This window comes from Streptomyces sp. XH2, assembly GCF_049725035.1.
In the GTDB taxonomy this organism is placed as follows: Bacteria; Actinomycetota; Actinomycetes; order Streptomycetales; family Streptomycetaceae; genus Streptomyces; species Streptomyces roseoverticillatus.
In genome coordinates, this window is sequence record NZ_JBMMMZ010000019.1 from 19,653 (window position 1) to 33,063 (window position 13,411).

14 protein-coding genes and 2 pseudogenes are annotated in these 13,411 nt (G+C 73.5%); 8 read left to right on the forward strand and 8 right to left on the reverse strand.

What is annotated here, in order from left to right; translation table 11 throughout:
• Positions 1 to 485: 485 nt before the first annotated feature.
• A complete protein-coding gene (locus tag ACOTKD_RS33475; RefSeq protein WP_424892763.1) occupies positions 486 to 629 on the reverse strand; it encodes a hypothetical protein in 144 nt (47 codons plus the stop codon).
• Between the two features lie 242 nt (positions 630 to 871).
• Here ACOTKD_RS33475 and ACOTKD_RS33480 point away from each other — a divergent pair, with 242 nt between their 5' ends.
• From ACOTKD_RS33480 to ACOTKD_RS33490, 3 genes are all read left to right on the forward strand, one after another.
• Entirely contained in the window at positions 872 to 1,780 is a 909-nt protein-coding gene (locus ACOTKD_RS33480; RefSeq protein ID WP_424892764.1) for a 4Fe-4S domain-containing protein, read from the forward strand.
• Positions 1,781 to 1,846: 66 nt separating this feature from the next.
• A complete protein-coding gene (locus ACOTKD_RS33485; protein ID WP_424892765.1) occupies positions 1,847 to 1,984 on the forward strand; it encodes a hypothetical protein in 138 nt (45 codons plus the stop codon).
• Position 1,985: 1 nt separating this feature from the next.
• Positions 1,986 to 3,029 carry a zinc-binding alcohol dehydrogenase family protein gene (locus tag ACOTKD_RS33490; RefSeq protein ID WP_424892766.1) on the forward strand — a complete coding sequence of 348 codons (1,044 nt, stop codon included), beginning with the start codon at positions 1,986 to 1,988 and terminating at the stop codon, positions 3,027 to 3,029.
• Here ACOTKD_RS33490 and ACOTKD_RS33495 read toward each other — a convergent pair.
• From ACOTKD_RS33495 to ACOTKD_RS33505, 3 genes are all read right to left on the reverse strand, one after another.
• Positions 3,016 to 4,314: an MFS transporter gene (locus tag ACOTKD_RS33495; protein ID WP_424892767.1), complete on the reverse strand. Its 1,299-nt coding sequence runs from the start codon at positions 4,312 to 4,314 to the stop codon at positions 3,016 to 3,018. The two genes, ACOTKD_RS33490 and ACOTKD_RS33495, sit on opposite strands and share 14 nt — an antisense overlap.
• Positions 4,311 to 4,922, reverse strand: coding sequence for a helix-turn-helix domain-containing protein (locus tag ACOTKD_RS33500; RefSeq protein WP_424892768.1), 612 nt, complete (start codon positions 4,920 to 4,922; stop codon positions 4,311 to 4,313). Before ACOTKD_RS33500 ends, ACOTKD_RS33495 begins: the two co-directional genes overlap by 4 nt.
• 84 nt (positions 4,923 to 5,006) lie before the next feature.
• The gene (locus ACOTKD_RS33505) at positions 5,007 to 6,413 is read right to left on the reverse strand and encodes a short-chain fatty acyl-CoA regulator family protein (protein WP_424892769.1); all 1,407 of its coding nucleotides are present in this window, start codon (positions 6,411 to 6,413) and stop codon (positions 5,007 to 5,009) included.
• Positions 6,414 to 6,719: 306 nt separating this feature from the next.
• On the opposite strand from ACOTKD_RS33505, the gene aceA reads away from it, so the two are divergent.
• The 3 genes and pseudogenes from aceA to ACOTKD_RS33520 all read left to right on the forward strand — a co-directional run bounded on the left by aceA (position 6,720) and on the right by ACOTKD_RS33520 (position 9,391).
• Positions 6,720 to 8,000, forward strand: a complete 1,281-nt coding sequence (aceA, locus tag ACOTKD_RS33510; RefSeq protein WP_424892770.1) for an isocitrate lyase — start codon at positions 6,720 to 6,722, stop codon at positions 7,998 to 8,000.
• Positions 8,001 to 8,108: 108 nt separating this feature from the next.
• A pseudogene (locus ACOTKD_RS33515) lies at positions 8,109 to 8,402 on the forward strand (malate synthase A); the annotation flags it as partial.
• Between the two features lie 71 nt (positions 8,403 to 8,473).
• A complete protein-coding gene (locus ACOTKD_RS33520; RefSeq protein ID WP_424892771.1) occupies positions 8,474 to 9,391 on the forward strand; it encodes a 3-hydroxybutyryl-CoA dehydrogenase in 918 nt (305 codons plus the stop codon).
• Here the strand turns inward: ACOTKD_RS33520 and ACOTKD_RS33525 are convergent.
• The 3 genes and pseudogenes from ACOTKD_RS33525 to ACOTKD_RS33535 form a co-directional block, all read right to left on the reverse strand.
• Complete coding sequence (locus ACOTKD_RS33525; protein ID WP_424892772.1) at positions 9,325 to 9,540, reverse strand: citrate/2-methylcitrate synthase; 216 nt, start codon at positions 9,538 to 9,540, stop codon at positions 9,325 to 9,327. The two genes, ACOTKD_RS33520 and ACOTKD_RS33525, sit on opposite strands and share 67 nt — an antisense overlap.
• 8 nt (positions 9,541 to 9,548) lie before the next feature.
• Positions 9,549 to 9,740: pseudogene (locus ACOTKD_RS33530) on the reverse strand (methylisocitrate lyase); the annotation flags it as partial.
• A 128-nt stretch (positions 9,741 to 9,868) separates the two neighbouring features.
• The gene (locus ACOTKD_RS33535; protein WP_424892773.1) at positions 9,869 to 10,948 is read right to left on the reverse strand and encodes a type III polyketide synthase; all 1,080 of its coding nucleotides are present in this window, start codon (positions 10,946 to 10,948) and stop codon (positions 9,869 to 9,871) included.
• Positions 10,949 to 11,193: 245 nt separating this feature from the next.
• Between ACOTKD_RS33535 and ACOTKD_RS33540 the strand changes: the two genes are divergently transcribed.
• Entirely contained in the window at positions 11,194 to 11,733 is a 540-nt protein-coding gene (locus tag ACOTKD_RS33540) for a hypothetical protein (protein WP_424892774.1), read from the forward strand.
• Here ACOTKD_RS33540 and ACOTKD_RS33545 read toward each other — a convergent pair.
• Positions 11,708 to 12,859, reverse strand: coding sequence for an alkene reductase (locus ACOTKD_RS33545; RefSeq protein WP_424892775.1), 1,152 nt, complete (start codon positions 12,857 to 12,859; stop codon positions 11,708 to 11,710). The two genes, ACOTKD_RS33540 and ACOTKD_RS33545, sit on opposite strands and share 26 nt — an antisense overlap.
• 51 nt (positions 12,860 to 12,910) lie before the next feature.
• Here ACOTKD_RS33545 and ACOTKD_RS33550 point away from each other — a divergent pair, with 51 nt between their 5' ends.
• Positions 12,911 to 13,291 (forward strand): MerR family transcriptional regulator, encoded by a 381-nt coding sequence (locus ACOTKD_RS33550; RefSeq protein WP_424892776.1) that lies wholly within the window; start codon positions 12,911 to 12,913, stop codon positions 13,289 to 13,291.
• The last annotated feature ends 120 nt before the right edge of the window (positions 13,292 to 13,411 follow it).

The following is a 13,411-nucleotide window of genomic DNA, read 5'->3' on the forward strand; positions in this document are numbered from 1 at the left end:
GCGGGCGCCCGGGTGAACCGGGCCCGGCGCGGGCCCGGAGTCCCGCGACGGGCGGCCGAAGAGCTGGCTCCACGGGGCGTACTGGTGATACGCCCCGCGGGTCAGCCCCTTCCGGTCATCACCAGGGCCAGAGCGGTCACAGCCGTCAGCAGCTCCACCCACGGCGTCACTGTTCGGGCCACGCTGCGGACCTGGTTCCTGTCGACGGGCGCCTTCGGCCTTCTGTGCTGCACCTTGTGTGCGCCTTTCCTCGGACCACGAGACCCGCCGGCCGGCGAGACCCTGAGAGAGCCCTCGGGTGCGGCAGCGCTGCCAGCCCCGCCCGAGACCCCTGGGTGAGGCCCCGACGCGACAGGTTGACCCGACGTCAGCGCTGGTACGGCACAATGTGACTTTATCTGCGAAGCACCCGAATGCGGGGCATTTGGCAGATGAACGTCGGCGAGTCCCCTCCTCCGCAGGAGTGGAATCGCGGCCCGGACGTCTCAGGAGCCGCGCGGCGCGGGAGCGACGAAGCCGGTGTCGTAGGCGAAGATGACGGCCTGGACGCGGTCGCGGGGGGGGGCGAGGACTGGACGGATCCACCGGGCGCGGCTGCCGTCACCGGGCAGGCGACGGACACCGTGCATGCCCGGGGGAGCCGGGTGCGTAGCACCACGGTCGGACGCGGAACGATTCCGCTGACGCAACCGGATATATGCACCGATATGGACCGTAAATTCCCCGCCTCGAGGGTAGCCGGGAGATACGCCGTCTCCGGGAGAAACAAGACCCGAGCCCCCTTCCGCTTCGAGGCGGCCTTCGGTGAACCTTCTTGTCACGAAGGCCGGTTGCTCCGGTCTGCCCCGGACCCAGTCGGAAGAGCCTCACCGTGAACGATGTGCACACCACCCATTCCGGATCCGCAGAAGGCCCCGGTTGGTACGTGGACGACCGCTGCACCGACTGCGACGTCGCCCGGCAGCTCGCGCCGAGCCTGATCGGCGAGGCCGGCGGGCGCTCCGTGATCACCCGTCAGCCCGGCAGCGAGGAGGAGGAACGGCAGCTGTACGCGGCGGCGTTCGCCTGTCACACCCGTTCCGTCCGCACCTCCTCCGGCCGGCTGGATCCGGAGCTGGACCCTTTCCCCCTGCCCCTCGACGACACCGTGTACCTCTGCGGCCACAACTCCCCGCACACCGCCGCGGCCAACTCCTATCTCCTGCGGCGGCCTTCCGGGGCGCTGATGATGATCGACACCCCGCGGTGGAGCGAGCAGCTGGCCGCGCGCTTCGAGGGGCTCGGTCCCGTGACCGACGTCCTCCTCACCCACCGCGACCACGCGGCGCACGGCCCGCGCTACGCCGGGCGGTTCGGCGCCCGGCTGTGGGTCCACGAGGGCGACCTCGCCGCCGCTCCCGGCGCCGACCGCGTCCTGCGCGGCACGGAAGCGGTGGAGATCGCCGGCGGCGTGGTCGCCCACCCGCTTCCCGGCCACACCGAGGGGAGCGTGGTCTACGTCGCCGACGAGCGGTACTGCTTCAGCGGGGACAGCTTCTACTGGTCGCGCTCGGCGAGCGACATCGAGGTGGCGGAGAGCGTCACCTGGTACTCCATCAGGGAGCTGGCGGCGTCGCTGGCCCGGACCGCCGGCCGGCTGCGGTTCGAGTGGCTGCTGCCGGGCCACGGCGACCGCATGTTCCTGCCCGCCGCCGCCATGGCCGGAAGGATGAGGGACCTGACGGCGCGCACCCAGCGCATGGAGCAGCGGCCGGTCGACTTCACCGCGGTGCGGTGGTGAAGCGCGGGAGCTGACCTCCGGACCGGTCCCGCATCCGGTCCGCTGCTCTCCGTAACGCTGCTTTCCGTGACGCTGCTCGGGCCGAGCCCCTCGGTGTGCCTTGCCCGGCCGGGTTCGCTGGCGGAGAAGGCCGCGGCGGCGCACCATGAAACCGGCGGGCCGGAGAGGACCGCGCCCGCCGGTGGCCGGCAGAAGGAGGCCTGAGGTGCCGAGCGGGACGGATGGTGCGACGGACGGTGCGGGGACCACACGGGCCTGGGTCGTCGACCGCACGGCACCGGCCGCCGAGCACCCCCTGCGGCGCGTGGAGCGCCCCCTCGACCCCCTGGGGCCCGCCGGGCTGCTCGTCGAGGTGCGGGCCTGCGGCGTGTGCCGCACCGACCTGCACCTCGCCGAAGGGGACCTGGCGCCACGGGTGCCGCACTGCACCCCGGGCCACGAGGTCGTGGGCCGGGTGCTCGCCACGGGCCCCGGGGCCGGGGGCTTCGCCCGGGGCGACCGGGTGGGCATCGCCTGGCTGGCGGGCACGTGCGGGACCTGCCGGTACTGCGCGGCCGGCCGGGAGAACCTGTGCCCGCACTCGCGGTACACGGGATGGGACCTCCACGGCGGCTACGCGCAGCACGCCGTCGTCGACGCCCGTTACGCCTACCGCCTGCCCGAGGGCCTGCCGGACGAGGAGCTGGCGCCGCTGCTGTGTGCCGGGATCATCGGCTACCGGGCGCTGGAGCGCGCGGAACTGCCGTCCGGCGGGCGCCTCGGTGTCTACGGGTTCGGCGCCTCCGCTCACCTCACCGCCCAACTGGCCATGGCCAGGGGTGCGACGGTCCATGTGATGACCCGCGCCGAGGAGGCGCGGCGCCTGGCCCTCGGCCTCGGGGCCGCCTCCGCCGCGGGCGCGTACGACGCGCCGCCCGAGCCCCTCGACGCGGCGATCCTCTTCGCCCCGGTCGGTGACCTGGTCCCCGTCGCCCTGGCCGCCCTCGACCGCGGGGGCACGCTCGCCGTGGCCGGCATCCACCTGACGGACGTCCCGGCCCTGAACTACCAGCGGCACCTCTTCCAGGAGCGCACCCTGCGCAGCGTCACCGCCAACACCCGCGCCGACGGCCGCGCGTATCTTGCCGAGGTGGCGCGGCACCGCCCCGTCGTCCACGTCCAGCGCTATCCGCTGAGCAGGGCGGACGAGGCGCTCGCCGACCTGGCGGCGGACCGCGTCACCGGGGCGGCGGTGCTCATCGCGGACTGAGGTGCCGGGGCACGGCCTCCCCCGTGTCCTCCGGAAGCGGGGACACCGGCAGGTCCCGGGTCCGCCCGACGGGGGAGAGGAGCAGGACCAGCCCGGCGAGCGGGACCCCCGCGGTCGTGATCCACATGGCGGTGCGGATGCCGAGGGCGTCACCGAGCGCGCCGCCGAGCAGCGCTCCCAGCGGGATGGTCCCGTAGTTGAGGAACGCCGTGGTCGCGGTGAGGCGGCCGAGGAGTCCGGGCGGGCAGTAGCGCTGCTGGAAGCTCGCCTTGACGACGTTGCCGGCCACGACGCCGGCGGAGACGCAGAAGCCGCCCGCGACGTAGAGCAGGACGCCGGCCCCGCCCGTGGTCAGCGGGATGAGCAGCGCGCAGGCGGGCACGCCGAGTTCGAAGAGCAGCATCGCTCGTGCCGTGCCGGCCCGGGCGGCGACCCTGCGCGCGACGAAGGCCCCGGCGATGCCTCCGCTGCCGGCGGCCGCGACGACGGCGCCGACGGTTCCGGGAGCCAGCCCCACGGTGCGGACGAGGAAGACCACCAGTATCGACTGAAACCCCATCAGGGCCAGGTTGGAGGTGGCGCCGAACAGCGTCAGCGTGCGCAGCCAGGGGTCCCGCGCCACCAGCCGCAGGCCCTCGCCGATCTGACCGGTCAGGGAGCCGGGACGACGCGCCGCCCCGGTGGTGCGCGGCTCGCGGTGCCGGATGCCCGACAAGCACAGCAGGGACACGAGGAACGTCGCGGCGTTGGCGAACATCCCGTTGACCGCGCCGGCGAACTGGGCGATCAGGCCGCCGGAGCCGAGCCCGGCGATCTGTGCGGCGGACGCGCTGCCGTGCAGTTTGGCATTTCCCTCGGGCTGGTCGGCGGGCTCCAGGATGCTGGGCAGGTAGGCGCTGTAGGCGGTCTGGAAGAACACCGCGGCCGTGCCCGCCAGGAGCGCGACGGCCAGCAGCAGGCCCGTGCTCAGCTGCCCGGTCCGGGCGGCGACCGGGACACCGGCGAACAGGACGAGGGAGACCGCGGCGGCGCCCGTCATGACCGGCCTGCGCCGGCACCGGTCCACCCAGGCGCCCACCGGGAGGCCGATGATCAGCCACGGGGCCCAGGAGGCCGCGGTGAGCAGGCCGACTTCGAACGGGCCGGCGTGCAGGTCGGAGACGGCGATCAGCGGCATCGTCACCCCGGTGACGGACGCCCCGAACTTGCCGGCGGTCTCCCCGCACCACAGCAGCCGGAAGTCCCGGTGGCGCCGCAGGAGGCCGCCACGTCCGTCCCCGGTCATGCGGTGCCACGCTCCTTGCGGGGGAAGGACTGGAGCTGGATGACCACGGGGAGCGCCTCCGGGGCCTGCTCGGCGTCCGCGGCGGGGGTGTGGCGGGCGATGACGGCCATCAGGTCCGCGTTGAGCGCGGCCAGCTGATCGGGCGTCAGCCGAAGGGTGCTCCAGTCCGAGACCGTACCGGCGTTCCGCCACCGGTCGTCCCACTCTTCGGTGAAGTAGCGCGTGACCCTGCCGAAGTGCTGCTGCGTCAGTTCGTGCAGGTAGACCGAGAGCGCGCCACGGCTGTCGGGATCGTCGCGGAAGTCGGCGGTGTCGAGCCGGTTGGCCGTGGCGACCCTGCGCCACCAGCGCTCCCGTTTCGTGCCCCGCCCGGTCTCCTCCTCGATGAAGCCGTGTTCCGCGAGGTGGCGCAGGTGCCAGCTGACGGTGCCCGTGTTCTCCCCGAGACGCTCGGAGAGCCCCGTGGCGGTGGCGGGGCCGTCCAGGCTGAGCAGTTCGAAGATCCTCATCCGCAGCGGGTGGGCCAGGCCCCGCAAGCTGCGTGCGTCGATGCGGCGTTCGGGCCTCGCGGGTTGCGGGACGTGCTCGTGCTCGGGTTCTTCAGGCATGCCGGCATCGTAGGTTGCAGAGGGTTCTCTGCATAGAGGTCTCTGCAGAGAACCCTCTGCAACTACGGAGGTTCGCCCCCGGCGTCATCGCTCATGCGCCACCGGATAGGGCACGAACGTGCTGCTGTTCTCGTCGACGGCCAGGGCGCGGCCGAGCGGCGGTACGGCCCGTTGCGGGCAGTCGAGGCGTTCGCAGATGCGGCAGCCCATGCCGATGGGCGTGGCGGCGGAGGCGTTGCCCAGGTCGAGGCCGTCGGAGTAGACGAGCCGGCCGGCGTGCCGGATCTCGCAGCCCAGGCCGATGGCGAACGACTTGCCGGGCTCGCCCCAGCCGCCGCGCTGCCGGGTCACGGTGCGGGCGGTCCACAAGTAGCGCTGCCCGTCGGGCATGGCGGCGATCTGCACGTGGATCCGGCCGGGCGCGGCGAACGCCTCGTACACGTTCCACAGGGGGCAGGTGCCGCCCGCGCGGGAGAAGTGGAAGCCCGTGGCCGACTGCCGCTTGGACATGTTGCCGGCCCGGTCGACGCGGACGAAGGAGAAGGGCACGCCGCGCAGCCGCGGCCGCTGGAGGGTGCTCAGCCGGTGGCAGACGGTCTCGTAGCCGACCCCGAAGTGGTCGGCGAGCCGCTCGATGTCGTAGCGCAGCTCCTCGGCCGTCGTGTGGAAGGCGCGGTAGGGCAGGATCAGCGCGGCGGCCACGTAGTTGGCGATGCCGATCCGGGCGAGCGACCACACGGTGGAGTCCTCGGGGTAGTCCTCCGAGGCGAGGGCGGAGATCTCGCCGGCGCATTCGAGGAGGGCCAGCTGCGTGGCCATCCGGAAGGCCCGCTGGCCGGGGCGGAGCCGGCCGGAGAGGTGCAGGACCCGGCGCGCCGGGTCGTAGTGGTGCAGGCGGCCGGAGTCCGTGGCCAGTCGCACGGCGTGCCGTTCGGTGAGCCGCGCGGCGAGGGCCGGGAGCACGCCGCCGGGCCGGATGCCGAGGCCGGCGGCCAGGTCCTCGGCGGCGAGGTCGAGGTCGTGGAGGTAGTTCCGGCGGCGGTAGAAGAACTCCCGGACCTCCTCGTGCGGCGTGCGCGGCACGGCCGGGCCTCCGTCGCCGCCCCGGCCGTCCGCCGTCTCGGCCAGGCGCTCGGTCAGGGCCTGGTTGCGGCGGCCCAGGTCGAGCAGGACGGCGGCGACGGAGGGCAGCCGGGAGGCGAGTTCGGAGAGGTCCGACGGGGAGACCCGGGCGGCCGAGAGCTCCTCGGCGAGGGCTTCGCGCAGGTCGGCGACGACCCTGGCGGTGCCGAGCCCGGAGAAGAAGCCGGGTTCCACGCCGAACTCCTCGGTCAGGCGCAGCAGGACGGGCACGGTCAGCGGCCGGGAGTCGTGCTCCATCTGGTTGAGGTAGCTGGGGGAGATGGCCAGGACGCGGGCGAACTCGGCCTGGCTGAGCCGCCGCTCCTCGCGCAGCCTGCGCAGCCGTGCTCCCGCGTACGTCTTGCTCACCATCGGCTCCTGTCCGTGTGCGAGGAGGAAAACGAAGGGAGTTGAACCTTCGCAGACTTGGCGGAACGCGGGGAGAAGATTCGCAAGAATGAGCAGAAGGCCATGCTTGATGGCACTCAGTGCCACTGTCAGAGTCTTACTGCGGCCCGCAGGAACCAGCGGCGAAGCGCCCTTCGCGCACCGGTGAAGGCACGGCGGGCCATGACATCCGAGGGAGAGCGACTCCCTTAGCAGGATTGACAGAACGTCGACAGCAGGACCGACGGAACTTCGACGCGGTCCGGAACGCGACACCGGGAGACGATCATGGCTCAGGCACAGACGGCGGCGGAAGCACTGGCGGAGCGGTGGGCCGCCGACCCCCGCTGGCAGGGCATCGAGCGCACCTACGGCGCGGAGGACGTCATCCAGCTGTCCGGCAGCGTCCGCGAGGAGCACACCCTCGCCCGGCGCGGCGCCGAACGCCTCTGGCGGCAGCTCCACGACCGCGACTACGTCCACGCCCTCGGCGCGCTCACCGGCGGCCAGGCCGTCCAGATGGTCAGGGCCGGGCTGCAGGCGATCTACCTGTCCGGCTGGCAGGTCGCCGCCGACGCCAACCAGGCCGGGCACACCTACCCCGACCAGAGCCTGTACCCGGCCAACTCGGTGCCGCAGGTGGTGCGCCGCATCAACAACGCCCTGCTGCGGGCCGACCAGATCGCCACCGCCGAGGGCACCGACACCGGCGTCGACTGGCTCGCGCCGATCGTCGCGGACGCCGAGGCCGGCTTCGGCGGCCCCCTCAACGCCTTCGAGCTCACCAAGGCGATGATCGCCGCCGGGGCGGCCGGCATCCACTACGAGGACCAGCTCGCCTCCGAGAAGAAGTGCGGCCACCTGGGCGGCAAGGTCCTCGTCCCGACCGCCCAGCACATCCGCACCCTCAACGCGGCCCGGCTCGCCGCCGACATCGCCGGCGTCCCCACCCTGATCGTGGCCCGTACGGACGCGCTCGCCGCGAACCTGCTGACCAGCGACGTCGACGAGCGCGACGCACGGTTCTGCACCGGCGAGCGCACGGCGGAGGGCTTCTACCGGGTCGAGAACGGCATGGCCCCCGTGATCGCCCGCGGCCTGGCCTACGCGCCCTACGCGGACCTCATCTGGGTCGAGACCGGCACCCCGGACCTGGCCCAGGCCCGCGAGTTCGCCGAGGCCCTCCACGCCGAGCACCCCGGCAAGATGCTGGCCTACAACTGCTCGCCCTCCTTCAACTGGAAGGCGGCCCTGGACGACGACCGGATCGCCAAGTTCCAGCGCGAGCTCGGGGCGATGGGCTACCGCTTCCAGTTCATCACCCTGGCCGGCTTCCACTCCCTCAACCACGCGATGTTCGACCTCGCCCGCGGCTACGCCGAGCACGGCATGACGGCCTACGTCGACCTGCAGGAGCGCGAGTTCGCCTCCCAGGCCGACGGCTTCACCGCCGTCAAGCACCAGCGCGAGGTCGGCACCGGCTACTTCGACCTCGTCTCCACCGCCGTCAACCCCGCCTCCTCCACCACCGCGCTCACCGGCTCCACCGAGGAGGAGCAGTTCCACTAGGAACGCCCCGCGCACCCGCGTACCCGCCCGCCCGCCCGCGCTCATGACCAGGTGAGGGCCGGACGACCTCCCCGTCCGGCCCTCACCGCTCCGCAGATGGAGAGCCGCATGCCCCTCACCGAACTGACAGGCCGCGTCGAGGTCTCCGGCCCGCCGGGCCACCGCCACGACGAGATCCTCACGCCCGAAGCGCCGGACTTCCTCGGCCGCCTCGACGCGGCCTTCGCCGGGCGGCGCACCGAGCTGCTCAGGGAACGGCGCCGCCGCGCCCTGCTCCTCGCCTCCGGCGCCGCTCTCGACTTCCCGCTCGTGACCGCCGCCGTCCGCACCGACCGCGTCAGGCGCGTCGCGCCGCCCGCGCCCGGCCTCCCGGACCGCCGGGTGGAGATCACCGGCCCGCCGACGGAGGAAGGCGTCCGCGCGAACCGCGCCGTCGCCCTGCGGTACCTCGCCGGCCGGACGGAGGTGCGGTCATGACGGCACCCATCCGGCGGGTCGGGGTGGTCGGCGGCGGTCAGATGGGCGCCGGGATCGCCGAGGTCTGCGCTCGCGCCGGCCTCGACACCGTCGTCTGCGAGGCGGACGCGACCGCCGCCCGCGCCGCGCGCGACCGCGTGACGGCCTCCCTCGAACGCGCCGTCGGCAAGGGCAAGCTGGACCGTACGACCGCCGAGGACGCCCTGGCCCGTATCGTTTTCACCGGCAGCCTCGACGAACTGGCCGACCGCCGGCTCGTCATCGAGGCCGTCGTCGAGGACGCGGACGTGAAGACCGAGGTCTTCGCCGCCCTTGACAAGATCGTCGAAGACCCGGCGGCGATCCTCGCCACCAACACCTCCTCCATCCCCGTCATGCGGCTCGGCATGGCCACGCGGCGCGCCGACCGCGTGGTGGGCCTGCACTTCTTCAACCCCGTGCCCGTCCTGCCCCTGGTGGAGGTGGTGGCGTCCCTGCACACCGCGCCCGCAGCCGTCACCGCCGTCGAGGAGTTCGCCGCCGCGCTGGGCAAGTCCGTCGTCCGCTCGCAGGACCGGGCCGGGTTCGTCGTCAACGCGCTGCTCGTCCCGTACCTCCTCGCGGCCGTCCGCATGGCCGAGTCGGGCTTCGCCGGTGCCACCGACGTGGACGCCGCCATGGAGCTGGGGTGCGCCCACCCCATGGGCCCGCTCAAACTGGCCGACCTCATCGGGCTGGACACCGTCGCCTCCATCGCGGAAGCCCTCTACGAGGAGTTCAAGGAGCCCCTCTACGCCCCGCCCCCGCTGCTGCAGCGGATGGTCCAGGCGGGCCTCCTCGGGCGCAAGACGGGCCGGGGCTTCCACACCTACGCGGGGACCGGCCGCGGGTCCGGCCCGGTGCAGGCGCCCAAGGGCTGGATGAGGGCGTTGTGAGCGAGTTGTCCGATGACGTGGGCGGTCCGGCCGGCGATCCGGCTCATCACGAAGACGGGCGTGACGTGGAGACGCCGAAGCCCCCTCAGGTGGTGGGCGAGGCCGGACGGGTAGTCCGGGTCGGGGTGGATGCCCTTGCGGCGGGCCACGGCGTCGCGCCCTCGGCGGCGCGGGCGTCGGTGCGGCCCGTCAGCAGGAAGTCCGGGTCGCGGCGGGCGCCGGCGGCGGCCCGCACCCGCCGGACCATGTCGGTGCGCGGCACCGCGGCCTTGCCGTCGAGGTGGCCGCACCGCTTGGGGTTGACCTGGTCCTCCAGGTGCAGGCCGGCCAGGCCCGCGTCCTCCATCGAACGGCGCGACTGCGCGCAGCGGGCCCGCCCGCCGGCGGGCGGGCGCCTGGCCGTGGATCCCGACCGGCGCGCACTGGCGCCGTATCCGGCGGTGGGAGCCGGCTGAGACGGGCAGGGGCCCGTAGCCGTCACCAGGCCAGGAGCAGCAGTTCGCTCGTGAGGCCCGGCCCGAGGGCGAGGAGGAGGCCGGCGGAGCCCGTGGCGGGCGGTGCGGCGAGGGTCCTGCGGAGGACGTCGAGCACCGAGGCGGAGGATACGTTGCCGTACTCGGCCAGCGAGTCCCGGGAACGCGCGAGCGCCCCGGGCGGCAGACCGAGGCCGCGGTCCAGGGCCTCCATGATCTTCGGGCCGCCGGGGTGGCAGACCCAGGCGGCGACGTCCTCCGTGCTCAGCCCGTGGCCCGCGAGGAAGCCGTGGACCTCGCCGGGGAGGTGTTTCTCGGCGAAGCCGGGGACCTCGGGGGAGAGGAAGGCGGCGAAGCCGCCGGTGCCCACACGCATGCCCATGAGGTGTTCGGTCCCCGGGTGCAGTCGGCTGCGGGCCGCCACCAGCGCCGGGCCTGCCGCCTCCCGGGCCCGGTGGGCGCCGAGGACCACGACGGCGGCGGCCGCGTCGCCGAACAGGCTGGTGGCGACGAGGTTGGCGACGGACGTGTCCGCGTACTGGAAGTTCAGCGAACACAGCTCGACGGAGACCAGCACGGCCACGTCGTCGGGCCGGCCCCTCAGGTAGTCGTGCACCCGCGACAGACCCGCGGCACCTCCCGCGCAGCCGAGGCCGAGCAGCGGCATGCGGGCCACGTGACCGGGCAGGCCGGCCCGTTGGACGAGCTCGGCGTCGAAGGAGGGGACGGAGACCCCGGTGGTGGTCGTGGTGACGAGGGCCCCGACCTCGCCGGGCCGTACGCCCGCCGCGGCCAGGGCCTGTTCGAGGGCGTCGAGCCCGACCCGGCGGGCGGTGGCGGTCCACGTCGCGTTGTACTCGGTGAACGTGCGCGGCCGGCGGTACTCGGCCAGGGGCAGGGACAGATTGCGGTACGCGATGCCCGTGTGCGCGGCGATGCCGGTGAACTGCCGGCGCACGACCGCATCGGCGGAGAGGAACGCCTCGGCGAACACCGCGGCGATGTCCCCCTGCCGGTGCCGGTGCGGGGGCGCGGACACCGCCACGGAGGCCACCCGGGGAGCCGCCGGGCTCATGTCGCTCATCAGGCCTCCCAAGGGCGGTCGCGCCGGCGACCGCGTCTGCTCGGTACGGGACAGCCCACGGTGACGCGGGCCCGGCCCGTCCGGCAGGGCGTGAAGCCGGGAGTGAAAGCGCGTCATGCGGCGTGGAGGGCCTGCGGTGCTTTCGGAGGCCCGGGGAAGGCGATGGAACCCGGGGCGCGAGGGGTAGCCAAGTGGCCGTCAGTCGCGCCGTGGCCGGCGCACGTGCAGGAAACGAAGGAGTACCCATGGTCGGCAAGCGTGGCATCGGGATCGCTCTGTCCTCCCTCGCCCTGGTCGCTGCGAGCGCCGGAGGAGCACCGGTGGCCCAGGCCCATGGTGGTGGCCATGGTCATGCCGTGGACTGCTCGGGCCGGGAGGACATCACCTACACCCCCGGGCTCGGCCTCTCCAGCAGCCCTTCGACCGTCAGCGTCGACGGCACGTACCACTGCGCGGACGGCCCCGGGCACCTGGTCACGGCCACGTACCACACCGAGGGCACCACCGGAGGCAGTTGCCTGCTCCTCGCCGGGAACCGGTCGGAGGAGACCCTGCACTACGCGGACGGCGGCACGACCGTCATCGCGTACCGCTCCGGTCCCTCCGTCCGGCTCGTGGGCGTCAACACCGCGGTGCTCGACGGCGTGGTCGTCGCCGGACGCGGCAAGGGGTCGGTCGCCGAGAAGACCATCCACACGCTGCCCGCCGGCCTGCCGACCGACTGCGTGCTCGCCGGCGGCATCAAGCACACGATCGCCTTCACGCACCTGAGCGTTCACCCGTGACAGCGAGGACGCGGCCTCGGTCGCCGGCCGCGCCCAGCACCGGGTAGTCGTTGTAGCCGGTCTCGCCGCCCACGTACATCGAGTACTGCTCGCGCACCGGGTTCAGCGGCGCACCGGCACGCAGGCGCTCGACCAGGTCGGGGTTGGAGATGAAGCCGCGGCCCAGGGAGATCAGGTCGGCGCCCGAGGCCAGCAGGCGCTCGCCGGCGCTCCGCCCGCCGTCGGCGGGCAGGCCCGGGAACCGGCGCAGGTCGGGGTTGGCCATCAGCACGCCGGACCAGTCGCCGCGGATCCGCCGGTACAGGGCCTGGTCCGGGTCGGCGAACAGCACGTGCAGGTAGGCCAGTCCGAGGTCCGCGACGGCGTCGAGGAGGGCCGGGTAGATGCGGTGGGTGTCGCCCTCGTCGATGCCGTTGACCGTGTTCGCCGGGGAGATCCGCAGCCCCACCCGCTCAGGACCGATCGCGTCGGCCACGGCGCGCACCGTCTCCGCCGCGAAGCGGACGCGGCCCGCCACGGAGCCGCCGTAGGCGTCCGTGCGCCGGTTGGTGTTCTGTGCCATGAACTGGTGGAGGAGCATCCCGTTGGCGGCGTGCACCTCCACTCCGGCGAAGCCCGCCTCGACGGCGTTGCGGGCGGCCTGCGCGAAGTCGGCGACCGTGGAGCGGATGTCGCCGGCGGTCATCTCACGGGGCACGGCGGAAGGCCGGCGTCCGGCGGGCGTGTGGATGGTCTCCGGAAGCGCGAGCGGCGAGGGCGCGACCGGCACCAGCCCGCTGTTGTCCGGGTGACCGACCCGGCCGCCGTGCTGCAGCTGCAGGAACATCCGCCCGCCCGCGGCGCCCACCGCGTCCGTGACCCGCCGCCAGCCGGTCACGTGCTCCGGGCGGTGGATGGCGGGGATGTTCGCGTACGTCTGGCCCACGGCGTTCGGGGTGGTGCCCTCGGCGATGATCAGGCCGGCGGAGGCGCGCTGCGCGTAGTGGGTGGCCATGATCGGCAGCGGTACGCCGTCCGCACCGGCCCGGTTCCTCGTCAGAGGGGCCATGACCAGGCGGTTCGGCAGGTGCAGCGGGCCGAGGCGGAAGGGGGAGAAGAGACCGGTGTTCACGGGTGCGTTCGTCATGCCCGTACGGTAGAAGTTGTCACCAGTGTCAGGTTCAAGTCGGGAGGCGGCGTGCGGATCGGTGAACTGGCCCGGAGGACCGGTGTGAGCGAGCGGTCGCTGCGCTACTACGAGAAGCAGCGGTTGCTGACCGCCGAGCGGACCCCCGGCGGGCACCGGGAGTACGGAGAGTGGGCGGTCGACCGGGTCATCCGGATCCAGGTGCTCTTCGCCGCGGGGCTCAACAGCGCGAAGATCGGGGACTTGCTGCCGTGCATGCGCGACCCGGACGGCGGCCCGTCAAAACGGGCGACCGGGCGCCTGGTCGCCGAACTGGCCGGGGAGCGGGAGCGCATCGACCGGATGATCGCCGACCTGGTCCGCACCCGCGACATCCTCGACGAGGTGATCGACACGGCGTCGCAGCCGGGCCGGGAGACCGCCGCCGCGTGAGCGGCCGGCACGGCCCGTGGCCGCACGGCATCAGCCGTTCAGGTGTAATCCGGGCGCCGGGCGAGGGCGCGGGGCGGAACCGCCGGCAAGATCACCCCGTCATCCCCGCCACGAGACCAG

Bases quoted from the DNA above. Each gene is read 5' to 3' on its own strand.
- ACOTKD_RS33475 (WP_424892763.1), bottom strand. From the start codon at position 629: ATGCACGGTGTCCGTCGCCTGCCCGGTGACGGCAGCCGCGCCCGGTGG.
- ACOTKD_RS33520 (WP_424892771.1), top strand. From the start codon at position 8,474: ATGACGGCACCCATCCGGCGGGTCGGGGTGGTCGGCGGCGGTCAGATG.
- ACOTKD_RS33535 (WP_424892773.1), bottom strand. From the start codon at position 10,948: ATGAGCGACATGAGCCCGGCGGCTCCCCGGGTGGCCTCCGTGGCGGTG.
- ACOTKD_RS33500 (WP_424892768.1), bottom strand. From the start codon at position 4,922: ATGCCTGAAGAACCCGAGCACGAGCACGTCCCGCAACCCGCGAGGCCC.
- ACOTKD_RS33540 (WP_424892774.1), top strand. From the start codon at position 11,194: ATGGTCGGCAAGCGTGGCATCGGGATCGCTCTGTCCTCCCTCGCCCTG.
- ACOTKD_RS33545 (WP_424892775.1), bottom strand. From the start codon at position 12,859: ATGACGAACGCACCCGTGAACACCGGTCTCTTCTCCCCCTTCCGCCTC.
- ACOTKD_RS33495 (WP_424892767.1), bottom strand. From the start codon at position 4,314: ATGACCGGGGACGGACGTGGCGGCCTCCTGCGGCGCCACCGGGACTTC.
- aceA (WP_424892770.1), top strand. From the start codon at position 6,720: ATGGCTCAGGCACAGACGGCGGCGGAAGCACTGGCGGAGCGGTGGGCC.